Raw genomic sequence first — 16,126 nt, 5'->3', positions numbered from 1 at the left:
ATTCGATCTTCTATAGGTAAAAAAGTAGTGATGGCCACTACTGGAATTTTTCTTATGTCTTTTCTTTTGATTCATTTAAGTGTAAATCTTTTTCTTTTTTACGGAGAAGAAGCTTTTAATAATGCTGTTTTTTTTATGAGAAGAAATATTCTTGTACGAATATTAGAATATGTTCTTGCATTCGGTTTCATTGTTCATATCTTTTTTGGAATAAGATTACACCTGAAAAATAATAAATCAAAAGGAAAAATAGATTATTCCGTAAAACAACCTGTTACAACATTTAGTAGTCGGACAATGATTTATACAGGATTTCTAATCTTATGTTTTTTAATTTTGCATTTAATGAATTTCATGATTCCTATGAAATATAATGATAATATCAATTCAGATTATATATTGGTTATTTCCTTGTTTAAAAATCCCGTATATACATTTTTCTATGTCTTTTCATTTTTAGTTCTGGGATTTCATTTAAATCATGGATTTCAATCTTCATTCCAATCATTGGGTTTGTCTAACAAAAAAAAATTATTTTGGATCCAGAAGTTAGGTTTTTTTTATTTTTGGTTTGTTTGTTCCGGTTTTTCTATTATCGCTATTTGGTTTTTTTTCAATGGAAATAAATAAGATGAAAGAATCTTTGAAACTAAATTCAAAAATACCGATTGGTTCATTAGATCATAAATGGGGCAATCACAAATATACTTTAAAATTAGTTTCTCCTAATAATAGATCTAATATGGAGATTATTGTTGTTGGAACAGGTCTTTCTGGTGGATCTGCTTCTGCTACTTTAGCTGAATTAGGATATAAAGTCAAAGTTTTTTGTTATCAAGATTCTCCAAGAAGAGCACACTCTGTAGCTGCTCAAGGTGGTATTAACGCTGCTAAAAATTATAAGGGGGATAATGATTCTGTACATCAACTTTTTTCTGATACCATTAAAGGAGGAGATTATAGATCACGTGAAGCTAATGTTTATCGTTTGTCAGAGATATCTTCTAATATCATTGATCAATGTGTAGCTCAAGGGGTTCCGTTTGCAAGAGATTATGCTGGTTATCTTGAAAATAGATCTTTTGGTGGAACAAAAGTATCTAGAACTTTTTATGCTAAAGGACAAACAGGACAACAGCTATTACTAGCTTGTTATTCAGCCATGTCTAGACAAATAGGGAAAGGACGAATCAAAATGTATAATCGCCATGAAATGATGGATTTAGTAGTAATAGATGGTGTAGCTAGAGGAATTATTGCTAGAAATTTAATATCTGGAGCAATTGAACGTCATGCAGCTCATGCTGTTGTAATTGCGTCAGGAGGTTATGGCAATGTATTTTTTTTATCTACTAATGCAATGGGGTCTAATGTTAGTGCTATATGGAAAGTTCATAAGAAAGGTGGATTTTTTGCGAATCCTTGTTATACACAAATACATCCTACTTGTATTCCTTCACATGGAAATCATCAATCTAAATTGACCTTGATGTCCGAATCATTGAGAAATGATGGACGTATATGGGTACCTAAAAGAGTAGAAGATTCTATTGCTATAAGAAATGGAAAAAAAGATCCTGAAAAACTTGGAGAAGAGGAAAGAGACTATTATCTAGAAAGACGTTATCCCTCCTTTGGAAATCTTGTTCCAAGAGATGTAGCATCTCGTGCAGCAAAGGAACGTTGTGATAAGGGTTTTGGAATAGAAAATAATGAAAATAAAGAAGGGGTTTTTTTGGATTTTTCTTCTTCTATAGAACGATATGGGATAGAAAAGGCCAATGAGCTTGGAATAAAAAAACCTAATTCTATAAAAATTAGAAAATTTGGAGAAGAAGTCTTAGAATCTAAATATGGAAATCTATTTCATATGTATGAAAAAATTACCGATAAAAATCCTTATAAAACTCCCATGAAAATTTATCCTTCTATTCATTATACAATGGGAGGATTATGGGTGGATTATAATTTAATGTCTTCAATTCCAGGATGTTATATTATAGGAGAAGCTAATTTTTCTGATCATGGAGCTAATCGTCTTGGAGCATCTGCTTTAATGCAAGGTTTAGCTGATGGTTATTTTATTTTGCCTTATACTATAGCCGATTATTTATCCATGTATATACGTGAAAAAAAAGATATATCTACAAAACATGTAGAATTTGACCAATCAGAAAAAAAGGTTAAAGATAGAATTTTACAATTACTTTCCAATAATGGAGATTTATCTGTGGATTTTTTTCACAGAAGACTTGGAAAAATAATGTGGAAATATGTTGGAATGACTAGAAATGAGAGAGGTCTATATAAATCCATCAAAAAAATACAAGAACTTCGTGATGAATTTTGGGAAAATATTTTTGTTCCTGGAAGTATTGAAGATGGATTTAATTTAGAACTAGAAAAAGCTGGACGTTTAGCCGATTTTTTGGAATTGGGAGAATTAATAGCTATGGATGCTCTAAACAGAAAAGAGTCTTGTGGTAGTCATTTTAGGGAAGAATATCAAACGAAGGAAGGAGAAGCTCTTCGTGATGATATTCATTATAAACATGTTTCCGTATGGGAATATCAAGAGGATAAATCAATTTCAGAAGAAATTATGCATAAAGAAAACTTAACTTTTAGTTTTTCAAAATTGCAATTACGTTCTTATAAATAAAAAAAATTTTCATTTTATGAAAAGGAACCTCAATTTTATATTAAAAATATGGAGACAAAAGAATAATCAAGAAAAAGGGAAATTTGAAACTTATAAAATTTATGATATATCACCTGATTGTTCCTTTCTAGAAATGTTAGATATTTTAAATCATCAAATTTTATGTAAAAAGGGAATTCCTATATCATTTGATCATGATTGTCGTGAAGGAATTTGTGGGATGTGTTCTTTATATATAAATGGGAGAGCTCATGGACCTGAAAATTTAATTACAACTTGTCAGTTACATATGCGTCATTTTCACGATGGAGAAACTATATATATTGAACCTTGGAGAGCAAAGGCTTTTCCTATTATTAAGGACCTTGTTGTAGATAGATCTTCTTTTGACAGAATTATTATATCAGGTGGATTTATTTCTGTAAACACATTTGGAAAAACAGTAGATGGAAACATGATTCCTATTTCAAAAGAAGAGGTGGATAAAGCTTTTGATGCCGCAACTTGTATTGGTTGTGGAGCGTGCGTTGCAGCATGCAAAAATAGATCAGCCATGTTATTTGTTGCCTCAAAAGTTTCACAATTTGCTTTATTGCCTCAAGGAAAAATAGAAAAAAAAAAACGAGTATTAAATATGGTGAAAAAAATGGATGAAGAAGGTTTTGGAAATTGCACCAACACTAAGGCTTGTGAAATTGATTGTCCAAAAGGTATTTCCACGGAATATATTTCTTTTATGAATAAGGAATATATTCAATCCTTTATTTAATTTTCACTTTACTTTTTTATGGAATATTTAGATTTCGAAAAACCTATACAAGAAATACAGGATCAATATATTAATTGTATTCTTATAGAAAGAAAAAGTGGTGTAGATATGAAAGAAGTTTGTAATCAGTTACAATCTAAATTAGAAAAAACTATCAAGGAACTGCATAGTCAATTAACTCCTTGGCAGAGAGTACAATTATCTAGACATCCGAATAGGCCTTACGCATTAGATTACATATTGTCTATTACAAATAAAGAATCTTTTATTGAATTACATGGAGATCGTAATGTTGGAGATGATAAAGCTATGATAGGAGGTTTTGGGAAGATAGAGGATATAACTTTTATGTTCATAGGAACTCAAAAAGGAAAAAATACTAAGGAAAGACAATACAGAAGGTTTGGAATGCCTAATCCAGAAGGATATAGAAAAGCTTTACGTCTTATGAAATTAGCAGAAAAATTTAGTAAACCTATTGTTAGCTTTATAGATACACCAGGAGCATTTCCTGGAATAGAAGCAGAAAAAAGAGGTCAAGGAGAAGCTATAGGAAGAAATATTTATGAAATGATGTGTTTAAAAGTTCCTATTATTGTTTTAATTATAGGAGAAGGTGCTAGTGGAGGTGCTTTGGGTATTGGAATAGGAGATAAAGTTTCTATGATGGAAAATTCTTGGTATTCCGTAATTTCTCCTGAAAGTTGTTCTACAATACTTTGGGGAAATTGGAAAGAAAAAGAAAAATCAGCAGATTCCTTGAAATTAACAGCAGAAGATATGTACAAACTGAATCTTATAGATGATGTTATTAAAGAACCTTTAGGAGGTGCACATTTTTGTCCAGAAAAAGCTTATGAAATTGTTAAAAAAAAAATAATAAAATATTATAAAGAATTATCGTTAATCGATATAGAAGAACTTATTAGAGCGAGGAAAAATAAGTATATTGCTATAGGTTGTTTTAATGATTAGAAAGCTTTTTGTTTATCGTCTTTTTCTTCATTTTCAAATAAAAATTCCATCATGAAAAAAATGAATAATATAACCGAAAAAGACAGAAATTTTCGTTATGATTTCATTAAAAATGGAAAAATTCCTCCTCAAGCTTTGGATTTAGAGGAGGCTATAATAGGTTCTATGATGATTGATAAAAAAGGGTTAGATGAGATTATCGATATACTTTTCCCTGAAGTTTTTTACAAGATAGAACATCAGGAAATATTTCGTTCCATTCAAAAGTTATACCATAATTCTAAACCAGTAGATCTTTATACCGTATCCAATCAGCTTCGAAAAGATGAAAAGCTTGAGTTTATTGGAAGTGAGTTGTATCTTATAGAATTAACACAAAAAGTTATTTCTTCTGCACATATAGAGTATCATAGTCGTATTGTACAACAAAAATTTCTTTTAAGAAGATTGATTAGCATTTCTTCGGAGATCATAGAAAATTGTTATGATGAAAGTACGGATGTTTTTGAACTTCTAGACAAAGCGGAATCGAAACTATTTGAAATTAATCAAAAGTATTTAAAAGAAAAAAAATATGAAACCACTCAATCTCTCATAATGAAAGCTATTGATAGGATAAAAAAAGTAGAAAGCAATAAAGAAGGATGGAGTGGAATTTATTCTGGTTTTTATAAAATGGATAAAATTACTTACGGATGGCAAAATTCCGATTTAATTATACTTGCTTCTAGACCTGGAATGGGAAAAACAACTTTTATGTTATCTATGGTTAGAAATATTGTTATAGAACAAAAAATTCCTGTTGTTATTTTTTCATTAGAAATGTCTTCCATTCAATTAATCACGAGATTAATTGCATCAGAAACTGGTATTTCTTCAGAAAAACTTAAAAAAGCTAGCCTTTCTAATTTAGATTGGAAACGTATTTTTCATAAAACCAAAAAGTTAAAAGAAGCACCTCTTTTTATAGATGATACTCCCGCTTTATCCATATTTAGTTTACGGGCAAAATGTCGTCGTTTAATATCCAAACATGGAATCAAACTGGTGTTAATAGATTATATGCAATTAATGGGAATTAGTGATTCTGGTTATAATAATAAATCAAGAAATAGAGAACAAGAAATATCCATAATTTCTCGTAGTTTAAAATCTATAGCTAAAGAATTGGATATTCCTATAATTGCTTTATCACAATTATCTAGAGCTGTAGAAACAAGAGGTGGAAGTAGGAGACCCTTGTTATCTGATTTACGTGAATCAGGAGCTATTGAACAAGATGCCGATATTGTTTTGTTTATTTATAGACCTGAATATTATGGATTCCATACTTGGGATACTGAGGAAAAAGATTCTTGTATTGGTCAAGCGGAAATAATTATTGCTAAACATAGAAACGGAGGATTGGGAAAGGTTCGTCTAAGATTTATAAGTGATCAGGTTAAATTTATGGATTTTGAAGAAAAGAAAATATCATCTTCTGGATGGGAAGAAGATTACAAAAAAAACATTCTTGATCAAGAAAGTTTTTTCATTGAAACTATTGATGAGGATAACGATTATTTATCAGAATGAATAATTCTTTTGTATCAAATGTATCAAAAAAAAAGTTTCTATCTTTTAGGCTATAGAATTTGAGTAAAAATTTTGTATTTTTGTAATAATAAAAATCCAATTAATTTTTGACACTTGTAAAATCTTCATCTGGAATAAGAGGAACATTGGGAGGAAAAGTAGGGAAAGGTTTTTCTCCTATAGAAATTATAAAATTTTCTTCAGGATATGTTTCCTGGATGAAAAAAAAATATAAAAATAAAAACAGGTATCTGGTCATATTGGGGAGGGATGGTCGTACAACTTCTTCTATGTTTCAACAGTTTTTGGTTATTACTTTTCAAAGTCTTGGAATCGATGTTATTGATATTGGTTTATCGACTACTCCTACTGTTGGAATAGCCGTAATGAATGAAAAAGCGGATGGTGGAGTTATGTTAACTGCAAGTCATAATCCAAAAAATTGGAATGGATTGAAGATGTTTAATTCTAAAGGAGAATTTTTATCGGAAAAAGATATAGAAAAATTATCCTATATTGTAGAAAAAGAATATTTTAATTTTGCCTCTTTGGATCAATTAGGTTCTCATTTCTATAGAAAAAATTATATTCATCAACATATAGAAACCATTCTTTCTTTACCATTGGTAGATGAAAAAATAATCCAGAAATATAAATTTAAAATAGTAGTAGATGGAATTAATTCTACAGGAGGAATAGCCGTTCCAATACTTTTAGAAGAATATTTTGGAGCTAAAGTAGTAAAAATGTATTGTGACCCTCATGGAGATTTCATTCATAATCCTGAACCTATTGAAAAAAATTTAAGAGAAATTTGTAAAAAGGTTTCAGAAGTTGGAGCAGATTTAGGAATTGCTGTAGATCCTGATGTGGATAGAGTTGTTTTTATTTGTGAGAATGGAGATTTTTTTGGAGAAGAATATACTTTAGTATCTGTTGCTGATTATATATTGAAAGAAAAATTAGGATCTATTGTTACTACCTTATCTTCTTCTCAGGCTTTAAAAGATTTATCTATAAATAAAGGAGTTCCTTATTATGCGACTTCTGTAGGAGAAGTTCATGTTGTTAAGAAAATGAAAGAGGTTAAGGCAGTTATTGGTGGGGAAGGAAATGGAGGTATCATTTATCCAGATTTACGTTATGGAAGAGATGCCTTAGTGGGAATAGCTTTATTTTTAACTTATATCTCCAAACTTTCTAAAATATCGTTAACCGAATTAAAAAAAAGATATTCCAATTATTTTATGTCGAAAAAAAAAATTCGATTATCTTCCAATAAAAAAATTGGAAAAATATTAGAAAGAATAAAAAGGAAATATAAAGGAAAAAAAATGAATTTAAAAGATGGGATTAAGATATATTTTCTGAATAATGAATGGATTCACATAAGAAAATCTAATACTGAAAATATAGTTCGAATACATATAGAAAGTTCTTTAAGAGAAAGAGTCAATTTTTTGGAAAAAGAAATTTTATATGAAATAAAAAATTCGTTTTAATATGTCGAATAATTTTGTAGAATATATAGAGAGGAAATGGATTAAAAAAAATCATTTTCCTTTATTTAATTCTGGAGATACCATAACTGTATTTTTTGAAGTCAAAGAAGGAGAAAAAATAAGAATTCAATCTTTTAAAGGATTGGTTATCAAGAAAAAAGGAAAAGGGTTGACAAAAACTTTTACGGTACGTAAAATGAGTGGAAATATCGGAATTGAACGTATATTCATTTTGAATCAACCCAGTATACAAAAAATAGAAGTGAATAAAAGGGGAAAGGTTCGTAGATCTAAAATCTATTATTTAAGGTTTCTGAAGGGAAAAAAGGCTAGAGTAAAAAGTTAATCAAAAGGCAAGGGAGAGATTTTTTTTCTCTTCCTTGCTTTTTTTTTCTATTTATTATTTTTCTCGTTCTCCTCTGTATTTACCTTATCTTTGTTGTTGGATGAAGATTCCTCATTTTTTGATGATTCCTCATCACTAGGTGTAGTAGGAGGAGTTGTATTTGTTGGATTTTCATTGTTAGTATTGGATGTTTTTTCCTCTTCGGTTGTTGGAGAGGGATTCTCGTTTTTAGACTTGTTATTACAACTACTTGTAAATAAAAATATTGCTAAAAAAATAGTTGCAATGATAATTCTTAATTTTTTCATCATAATCAATAGTATTTCAGTTATAACATATTATGGACAAATTTATATAAAAATTTGACATGAAAAAATATGTATTTATTCCATAATAAATAAACAGAATGAATGATGGAATGTTACACATAGGTTTGGACTTTTATTTTTTCCTTGAAAATAAGGATATTATATATTTTTTTAATAAAAATTATAGAAAAAAAATTTAAATATTATGAATAAAAAGATTTTAAAAGAAGCCTTAACTTTTGATGATGTATTACTAGTTCCATCTTATTCTTCAATTCTTCCATCAGAAGTATCTCTTAAGACTTCTTTAACGTTTGATATTACACTAAATATTCCTATATTAAGTTCTGCTATGGATACAGTGACGGAATCTTCTTTAGCTATATCCATAGCTAGAGAAGGAGGTATAGGAATTATTCATAAGAATATGAATATCAAAAATCAATCAGAGGAAGTTTATAAGGTAAAAAGAAGTGAAAGTGGAATGATAGATGATCCAATAACCCTTTCTAGAAATTCTACACTTCGAGAAGCACGATTCCTTATGAATACCTATCATATTTCTGGACTTCCTGTTGTTGAAAAAGATCATACTTTAGTTGGAATTATAACCAATAGAGATATCAAGTATCGTATGGATTTAGATTCCTTGGTAGAAGATGTGATGACAAAAGAAAATTTGATCACTTCTACCAAAAAAAATATAACTCTAGAAAAAGCAAAAAATATTCTTTTGAAAGAAAGAATAGAAAAATTACCTATTGTAGATGATTTTCAAAAATTAGTAGGTTTAATTACAATTAGAGATATAGATAATTTAATAGAATATCCCAATGCCTGTAAAGATTCCAAAGGTCGTTTACGTGTAGGAGCAGCTGTAGGAACGGATAAAAATACTTTAGATAGAGTAGAAGCCCTAATGAAATTTGGTGTAGATCTGATCGTTATAGATTCGGCTCATGGTCATTCTATTGGGGTGTTGAAAACAATAAAATCTATTCGAAATAATTTTCCAAAATTAACCTTAGTAGCTGGTAATGTTGTAACTAGGAAAGCTGCAAAAGATTTGATAGATGCGGGATCTACTATTTTAAAAGTAGGAATAGGATCCGGTTCTATTTGTACAACAAGAGTTATAGCTGGTGTTGGAATGCCTCAAATTACTGCCATCAATGATGTTTATGAATATGCAAAAACAAGAAATGTTAATGTTATTTCTGATGGTGGAATAAGATATTCAGGAGATATAGTAAAAGCTATTGCTGCTGGAGCAAGTTCTGTGATGATTGGTAGTTTATTTGCAGGAACAGATGAAGCCCCGGGAGAAGAAATTATTTTTCAAGGAAGAAAGTTTAAAACATATGTAGGTATGGGGTCTTTAGTGTCTATGAAAAAAGGAAGTGGAGATCGTTATTTTCATTTTAACGAAAAGTATGTTCCAGAAGGAATAGAAGCAAGAGTTCCTTATAGAGGGGCAATGAAAGATGTTATTTATCAGATATGTGGAGGATTACGTTCTGGAATGGGTTATTGTGGAGTATCAACCATTAAAGAATTGATGATAATGGGAAAATTTGTAAGGATCACAAATTCTGGATTAAAAGAGAATCATCCACATAGTGTGAGTATAACGAAAGAATCTCCCAATTATTTCAATTATTGTATAAAATAAAAAATACCTGGGACGGGATTTGAACCCGTACGATCGTATAATGATCACAGGATTTTAAGTCCTGTGTGTCTACCAATTCCACCACCCAGGCTAATATGGAAGCGAGAAACGGGATTCGAACCCGCGACTTCGACCTTGGCAAGGTCGTGCTCTACCAACTGAGCTATTCTCGCGAATAAAAACCTTTATTTTTTATTTTCATCATCTATGGAATTAAGAGAATCAATATCCATTTCATTCAAAACGTTTGTTATCTCTCTCAATAAAAAATAGGCTTTTTTTTTGGATAAAAAAGATTTTTTATAATTTTTTTCATTCAATTTTTTTAATATTTCTTTTGCTCTATGAATAACTGCTATAGGCATTCCTGAAATTTTAGCAACGTGAATTCCATAACTATGTTCGCTTCCTCCCTCAATCATTTTGCGCATAAAAATAATATTTTCATCAATTTCTTTTACATAAACATGATAATTTTTAATTCTTTTAAAAGAAAAACTCATTTTATTTAATTCATGATAATGAGTAGCAAATAAAGTAAGGGGTTGAAAATGACTTTTGTGTAAAAATTCCACAATAGACCAAGCAATTGAAATTCCATCATAAGTGCTGGTTCCTCTTCCTATTTCGTCTAAGATAAGAAAACTTCTTTTAGAAAGATTATTTAATATATTTGCGGTTTCATTCATTTCTACCATAAAAGTAGATTCTCCTAAAGAAATATTATCGGATGCTCCTACCCTGCTAAATATTTTATCTATTAAACCTATTTCTGCATATTGAGCTGGGACAAAACTTCCTATGTGAGCCATTAATATAATAAGAGCCGTTTGACGAAGAATGGCTGATTTTCCGGACATATTAGGCCCCGTTATTATCAATATTTGTTGATTCAGCTTATTTAAAATTATATCATTAGGAATATATGATGTGGTTGATAGAAATTGTCTTTCAATAACAGGATGTCTTCCTTTTTTTATACATAAACCAAACGAATGATTGACCTTTGGTTTTACATAATTATTTTCTAATGCAGAAATAGAAAATGAATATAATACATCCAATTCTGCAATTATTTTTGCATTTTCTTGTAGGGGTTTTATATATTTTAACAATTGATTGATTAAATTATGAAAAATTTCTTTTTCAATAGAAAGTATTTTTTGTTCTGCATTTAAAATTTGCGCCTCATAATTCTTTAATTTTTCGGTAGTATATCGTTCAGAATTAGTTAATGTTTGTTTTCGTATCCAATGAGATGGAACTTTATCTTTTTTTGAAGTTCTTACTTCAAAAAAATATCCAAAAATATTGTTATAACCAATTTTCAAATTATGAATACCTGTATTGAATTGTTCGATGGAACATAGTTGTTCTAAATATTCTTTTTTGGAAAAATATAAATGACGAATTTCATCCAATTCTTTAGAAAACCCTTTTACTATTACATTTCCTTTTTCAATATGATGTGGAGGATCTTGATGTATTGTATTTACAATTTTTTTAGATATTATGTTACAATCTTGGAATGAATTTCCAATTTCTAAAAAAATTTTAGATTTTTGATTGGATAAGAATTTTTTTTGTATTCTTACAATGGACATTAAAGATTTATATAATGTAATTACTTCACGTGGTGAAATTTTTTCAATAGACATTTTAGAAATGATTCGTTCTATATCATAGATTTCCTTAAGTTCTTTTTGGAGAAAAGTACGAATAGAAACATTAGAAAAAAGTTCTTCTACTATTCTATGACGTTTTTCTATATGAATAATGTCTATTAGAGGAAAATGAATCCAATGTTTTAATAATCTTCCTCCCATAGGAGTGTTTGTTTTATCGATGATATCAATTAGGGAGACTCCTTGTTTGTTAAAACAACGGAATACTTCTAAATTTCGAAAGGTAAAATCATCGATCCATAAATGATCCTCTTTTTTTATTTTTTTTATATTGTAAATATGTTTTATTTTATAGTGTTGAGTTTCATATAAATAGTTTAATATAACGCCAGACGCAGTAATTCCTAATTTTAAATCATCTATTCCAAATCCTTTTAAAGAATTTGTTTGAAAATGAGAAATTAATTTTTCATAAGAAAATGAATAATTGAATATCCAATCTTCTATTAAAAAAGTATAATATTTGTCTTTTAAAAACTCTTCAAAAAACTTTTTTTCTTTTTTCTGGAAAAGAATTTCACTTGGATTAAAATGTTTTAAATATTGCAGGATATTTTCTTTTTTATCTTCTGTTACAAAAAATTCTCCTGTAGAAATATCTAAAAAACTTAATCCTAATTTTTTTTTCCCCACATGAATGGAAGCTAAAAAATTATTTGATTTAGTTTGTAAAATATTTTCATCTATAGCCGTTCCTGGAGTCACTAATTCTATTACTCCTCTTTTTACTATATTATTTTTTCCTTTTTTTGCTTCCTCTAGTTGATCACAAATAGCTACACGATGTCCTGATCGTATTAATTTTGGTAAATAAGTATTTAAAGAATGATAAGGAAATCCTGCTAAATGAATAATGGTATTTTTATTATTGGATCGTTTAGTCAAAACTATATCCAATATTTTAGAACATTTTATAGCATCATCTCCAAAAATTTCATAAAAATCTCCTACTTGAAATAACAGTATAGTATTTGGATATTTAGATTTTATATCATTATATTGCTTGATCAAAGGAGTATCTTCTTTTTTTAAAGAATTTTTGTTTTTGTTCATACCTAGTGTAAAATTTTTAAAATAAGGGATTCTTTTGATGAAGTTGGATTGAGTAAATCAATAAAAAAACCTTGTTTTTGAATTATAATTCATTATGTCAAAAAGGTTTAAAGAATACAAAAAATTGGATCTCAAAGAGATTTATAGAGAAATAGATAAATTTTGGAAAAAAAACAAAATATTTCAAAAAAGTTTTCAATCTAGAAATATTTTTAGTAAAAATAAAAAATATAGTTGTTATGTTTTGTATGAAGGGCCTCCTTCTTTAAATGGTCAACCTGGAATACATCATACAGTATCCAGAACGATAAAAGATATATTTTGTAGATATCATACTCTTAAAGGAAAAAAAGTTATTAGAAAATCTGGATGGGATACTCATGGATTACCTATTGAATTAAATGTAGAAAAAAAAATAGGAATTACTAAAAACGATATAGGAAAAAGTATTAGCATAGAAAAGTATAATAGAATTTGTAAATGTTTTGTTAATGATTCTATGAAAAAATGGATGGAATTTACGGAAAAAATGGGGTATTGGCTGGATTTAGAAAAACCATTCATTACATACAATACAAAATATATAGAGAGTGTATGGTGGTTGATAAAAAAACTATATCATAAAAAAATTCTTTATCCCGATTATACCATTCAACCCTATTCCCCTTCCGCAGGAACAGGATTAAGTTATCATGAATTGAATATGCCAGGTACCTATAAGAAGGTAAAACAAATAGCTCCTATTTTAAAATTTAAAACTAAAAAAAAAACTTTACCAAAAGAGATTCAAGAATTTTCAGGGAATACATATTTAATTGTTTGGACTACAACTCCTTGGACTATTCCATCCAATACAGCATTAGCTATTGGATCTAACATAGATTATGTTTTAGTTAGAACTTATTGTTCCTATTCTTTTTCAAAGGAAAATATTATTTTTGCTGAAAAATTGATTCATAAAATATTATTGCCAAATAAATTTTATCCCGTATCTAATAATTATGAATTGGATCAATTAAATATTGAAAAGAAAGATAATAAAATCCCTTATTTTATTGCATATAAATTTAAAGGAAATAAACTCATTAAAAGCCGATACGAACAATTATTGCCTTGGTTTAAACCTTATAAAAAAGAAGAAAACGCTTTTCAAGTTGTAGAAGGTCATTTTGTAAATGAAATGGAAGGAACTGGAATTGTTCATATAGCTCCTACATTTGGTATCGATGATTCAACGGTAGCTAGAAGAAATAAAATCCCATCTATGTTGGTATTAAACAAAGAAAATATTCCTGTTCCTCTAGTGGATATGCAAGGGAGATTTTTGGATAGTTATCCTCATGGATTTGGGGGAAAATACGTAAAAAATGATTTCGATCCAAAAAGAAATACAAAATCCGTTTCAGTCGATCAAGAGATTGTTTCTTTTCTTGAAAAAGAAAAAAAAGTTTTCCAAGTAGAAATGTATACACATTTTTATCCACACTGTTGGAGGACTGAGAAACCAATTATTTATTATCCTTTAGAATCATGGTTCATCCAAACAACAAAATCAAAAGAAAAATTAATTTTTTTGAATAAAGAAATCAATTGGTATCCTAAATTTATAGGAAAAAAACGTTTTTATTCCTGGTTAAAAAATATAAAAGATTGGAATTTATCACGTACTAGATATTGGGGGACTCCTTTACCAATTTGGAGAACAAAAGATGGAAAAGAAGAATTAGTTATAGGATCAATTAAAGAATTGATTCTAGAAATTAAAAAGTCTATTGAATATGGATTTATGTCTCATAATATTTTGGAAAATTTTATTCCTGATGATATGAAAGATGAAAATTATGAAAAAATCGATTTACATCGACCTTTTATAGACCAAATTGTATTGGTTTCTAGTAGAGGAATTCCAATGAAAAGAGAGCCTTATTTAATAGATGTATGGTTTGATTCTGGAGCTATGCCATATGCTCAATTTCATTATCCATTTGAGAATAAGGAATATATTGATCAATGTCTATTTTTTCCTTCAGATTTTATTGCAGAAGGAATAGATCAAACAAGAGGGTGGTTTTTTACCTTGCATACTATCAGTTCTTTATTGTTTAATTCTGTAGCATATAAAAATGTTGTATCTACCGGTTTGGTTTTGGATAAAAAAGGACATAAAATGTCTAAAAGTAAAGGAAATACTATAAACCCTTTTGATTTAATAGAGCATTATGGACCTGATGCAATACGTTGGTATATTGTATTTAATTCTGAACCTTGGGAAAATTTAAAATTCGACATCAAAGGAATTCATATAGGAATCAATAAATTTTTTGGGACACTTTATAATGTTTATTCTTTTTTTGTTTTGTATGCTAATATAGATGGTTTTTCTTATCAAGAAGAGGATTGTTCTTTAGAAAATTATACAGAATTAGATCTTTGGATCCTTTCTGAATTAAATACGATGATTAAAATAGTGGATGAATCCTATTCAGATTACAATCCCACCAAAGCTGCTCGTACTATTTTATTTTTTGTATTAGAAAAGTTAAGTAATTGGTACGTAAGGTTATGTCGTAGAAGATTTTGGAAAGAAGAATATACAAAAAATAAAATTTCGGCATATCAAATACTTTATAAATGTTTGATTACTATTTCCAAATTATTATCTCCTATTGCTCCATTTTTTTCTGAAAAATTGTATATAGATCTCAATTCTATTACAAGAAAAGAGAACTTTGAAAGCATTCATTTGACTAGTTTTCCAGATTTTAATTCTAGTTTGGTCAATGAAGATTTAGAAAAACGTATGCTTTTAGTTCAAAAGATTACTACTATGGTTTTCTCTATAAGAAAAAAAAATGGGATAAAGATTCGTCAACCTCTGCAAAGATTGCTCATTTTGATTCATGATGAAAAAATACGTTTGGGATTACAACAAAAAACATATGATATTCTTAAACAAGAAATCAATGTAAAAAACATTGAATTTACGGATCCTCACAAATATTTAAAATTAGTAAAACATATTCAACCAAATTATAGATCTTTGGGTCCTAGATTTGGAAATAAAACCAAGGAAATATCTGAAATAATAAAAAAATTTTCTCAGGAGAATATTCAAGAAATAGAACTAAAAAAAAAATATATTTTTTCTTTTCAAGGAGAAAAAATCGCACTTTTTTTAAAAGATGTTAAAATTACTACTGAATTCATTGGGAATTGGTCTATCCTATTCGATAATGAATTGACTATAGCTTTAGATTTGGAAATTACGAGTTTTCTTTGGGAAGAAGGTTTGATAAGAGAAATAATTAGACATATACAAAAATTGAGAAAAAAGTGTAAATACAAGGTGATTGATAAAATATTCTTATATATAAACGCTATTCAAAAAATACAATCTATCATCCATAAGAACAAAGAGTTTATTTGTCAAGAAACTCTTTCTGTAGATCTTGTATTGGAAGAAAATATAAAAAGAAAAGGAATTAAGGTAGATTTTGAAAAAGATTCAATATACATATTGATTAGAAGAGAATAAAAAGGGTGTATTTTAAAGAACGTTTTATTGCGTTTTTAAAACAA

Annotated in this window: 11 protein-coding genes and 2 tRNA genes; 9 read left to right on the top strand and 4 right to left on the bottom strand. The window is 28.4% G+C overall.

Features of this window, described 5'->3' with window-relative positions; all coding sequences use genetic code 11:
- The first annotated feature begins 30 nt into the window (after window positions 1-30).
- The 7 genes from MADAR_RS02260 (at window position 31) to rplS (ending at window position 7,829) form a co-directional block, all read left to right on the top strand.
- Window positions 31-630 carry a succinate dehydrogenase cytochrome b subunit gene (locus tag MADAR_RS02260; protein WP_014158911.1) on the top strand — a complete coding sequence of 200 codons (600 nt, stop codon included), beginning with the start codon at window positions 31-33 and terminating at the stop codon, window positions 628-630.
- On the top strand, window positions 617-2,662 hold the full coding sequence (locus tag MADAR_RS02255; RefSeq protein WP_238523380.1) for a fumarate reductase/succinate dehydrogenase flavoprotein subunit: 2,046 nt from the start codon (window positions 617-619) through the stop codon (window positions 2,660-2,662). The genes MADAR_RS02260 and MADAR_RS02255 overlap by 14 nt, the downstream gene beginning before the upstream one ends.
- Window positions 2,663-2,678: 16 nt before the next feature.
- The gene (locus MADAR_RS02250) at window positions 2,679-3,431 is read left to right on the top strand and encodes a succinate dehydrogenase/fumarate reductase iron-sulfur subunit (RefSeq protein ID WP_014158909.1); all 753 of its coding nucleotides are present in this window, start codon (window positions 2,679-2,681) and stop codon (window positions 3,429-3,431) included.
- Between the two features lie 18 nt (window positions 3,432-3,449).
- The gene (locus tag MADAR_RS02245) at window positions 3,450-4,406 is read left to right on the top strand and encodes an acetyl-CoA carboxylase carboxyltransferase subunit alpha (protein WP_014158908.1); all 957 of its coding nucleotides are present in this window, start codon (window positions 3,450-3,452) and stop codon (window positions 4,404-4,406) included.
- A gap of 51 nt (window positions 4,407-4,457) precedes the next feature.
- Window positions 4,458-5,981, top strand: a complete 1,524-nt coding sequence (gene dnaB, locus MADAR_RS02240; RefSeq protein WP_014158907.1) for a replicative DNA helicase — start codon at window positions 4,458-4,460, stop codon at window positions 5,979-5,981.
- A gap of 107 nt (window positions 5,982-6,088) precedes the next feature.
- Complete coding sequence (glmM, locus tag MADAR_RS02235; RefSeq protein WP_014158906.1) at window positions 6,089-7,483, top strand: phosphoglucosamine mutase; 1,395 nt, start codon at window positions 6,089-6,091, stop codon at window positions 7,481-7,483.
- A 1-nt stretch (window position 7,484) separates the two neighbouring features.
- Entirely contained in the window at window positions 7,485-7,829 is a 345-nt protein-coding gene (gene rplS / locus MADAR_RS02230) for a 50S ribosomal protein L19 (RefSeq protein ID WP_014158905.1), read from the top strand.
- A 47-nt stretch (window positions 7,830-7,876) separates the two neighbouring features.
- Here the strand turns inward: rplS and MADAR_RS03045 are convergent, their stop codons facing one another.
- A complete protein-coding gene (locus tag MADAR_RS03045; RefSeq protein WP_014158904.1) occupies window positions 7,877-8,140 on the bottom strand; it encodes a hypothetical protein in 264 nt (87 codons plus the stop codon).
- Window positions 8,141-8,342: 202 nt separating this feature from the next.
- Between MADAR_RS03045 and guaB the strand changes: the two genes are divergently transcribed.
- Window positions 8,343-9,809, top strand: a complete 1,467-nt coding sequence (gene guaB, locus MADAR_RS02220) for an IMP dehydrogenase (RefSeq protein ID WP_014158903.1) — start codon at window positions 8,343-8,345, stop codon at window positions 9,807-9,809.
- A 4-nt stretch (window positions 9,810-9,813) separates the two neighbouring features.
- On the opposite strand, the gene MADAR_RS02215 is transcribed toward guaB, so the two are convergent.
- The 3 genes from MADAR_RS02215 to mutS form a co-directional block, all read right to left on the bottom strand.
- Window positions 9,814-9,900, bottom strand: a tRNA-Leu gene (locus MADAR_RS02215).
- Between the two features lie 9 nt (window positions 9,901-9,909).
- Window positions 9,910-9,982 (bottom strand) — tRNA-Gly (locus tag MADAR_RS02210).
- 12 nt (window positions 9,983-9,994) lie between these two features.
- Window positions 9,995-12,547, bottom strand: coding sequence for a DNA mismatch repair protein MutS (gene mutS, locus MADAR_RS02205; RefSeq protein WP_014158902.1), 2,553 nt, complete (start codon window positions 12,545-12,547; stop codon window positions 9,995-9,997).
- A gap of 94 nt (window positions 12,548-12,641) precedes the next feature.
- Here mutS and ileS point away from each other — a divergent pair, with 94 nt between their 5' ends.
- Window positions 12,642-16,082, top strand: a complete 3,441-nt coding sequence (gene ileS, locus MADAR_RS02200; RefSeq protein WP_014158901.1) for an isoleucine--tRNA ligase — start codon at window positions 12,642-12,644, stop codon at window positions 16,080-16,082.
- The last annotated feature ends 44 nt before the right edge of the window (window positions 16,083-16,126 follow it).

This window comes from Blattabacterium sp. (Mastotermes darwiniensis) str. MADAR, from assembly GCF_000233435.1.
Taxonomy (GTDB): domain Bacteria; phylum Bacteroidota; class Bacteroidia; order Flavobacteriales; family Blattabacteriaceae; genus Blattabacterium.
This window is presented reverse-complemented; position numbering and strand designations above follow the sequence as displayed.

Coding starts and splice junctions, on each gene's coding strand:
- dnaB (WP_014158907.1), top strand. CDS start 4,458: ATGAAAAAAATGAATAATATAACCGAAAAAGACAGAAATTTTCGTTAT.
- MADAR_RS02250 (WP_014158909.1), top strand. CDS start 2,679: ATGAAAAGGAACCTCAATTTTATATTAAAAATATGGAGACAAAAGAAT.
- MADAR_RS02260 (WP_014158911.1), top strand. CDS start 31: ATGGCCACTACTGGAATTTTTCTTATGTCTTTTCTTTTGATTCATTTA.
- rplS (WP_014158905.1), top strand. CDS start 7,485: ATGTCGAATAATTTTGTAGAATATATAGAGAGGAAATGGATTAAAAAA.
- MADAR_RS02255 (WP_238523380.1), top strand. CDS start 617: ATGGAAATAAATAAGATGAAAGAATCTTTGAAACTAAATTCAAAAATA.
- ileS (WP_014158901.1), top strand. CDS start 12,642: ATGTCAAAAAGGTTTAAAGAATACAAAAAATTGGATCTCAAAGAGATT.
- guaB (WP_014158903.1), top strand. CDS start 8,343: ATGAATAAAAAGATTTTAAAAGAAGCCTTAACTTTTGATGATGTATTA.
- MADAR_RS02245 (WP_014158908.1), top strand. CDS start 3,450: ATGGAATATTTAGATTTCGAAAAACCTATACAAGAAATACAGGATCAA.
- mutS (WP_014158902.1), bottom strand. CDS start 12,547: ATGAACAAAAACAAAAATTCTTTAAAAAAAGAAGATACTCCTTTGATC.
- MADAR_RS03045 (WP_014158904.1), bottom strand. CDS start 8,140: ATGATGAAAAAATTAAGAATTATCATTGCAACTATTTTTTTAGCAATA.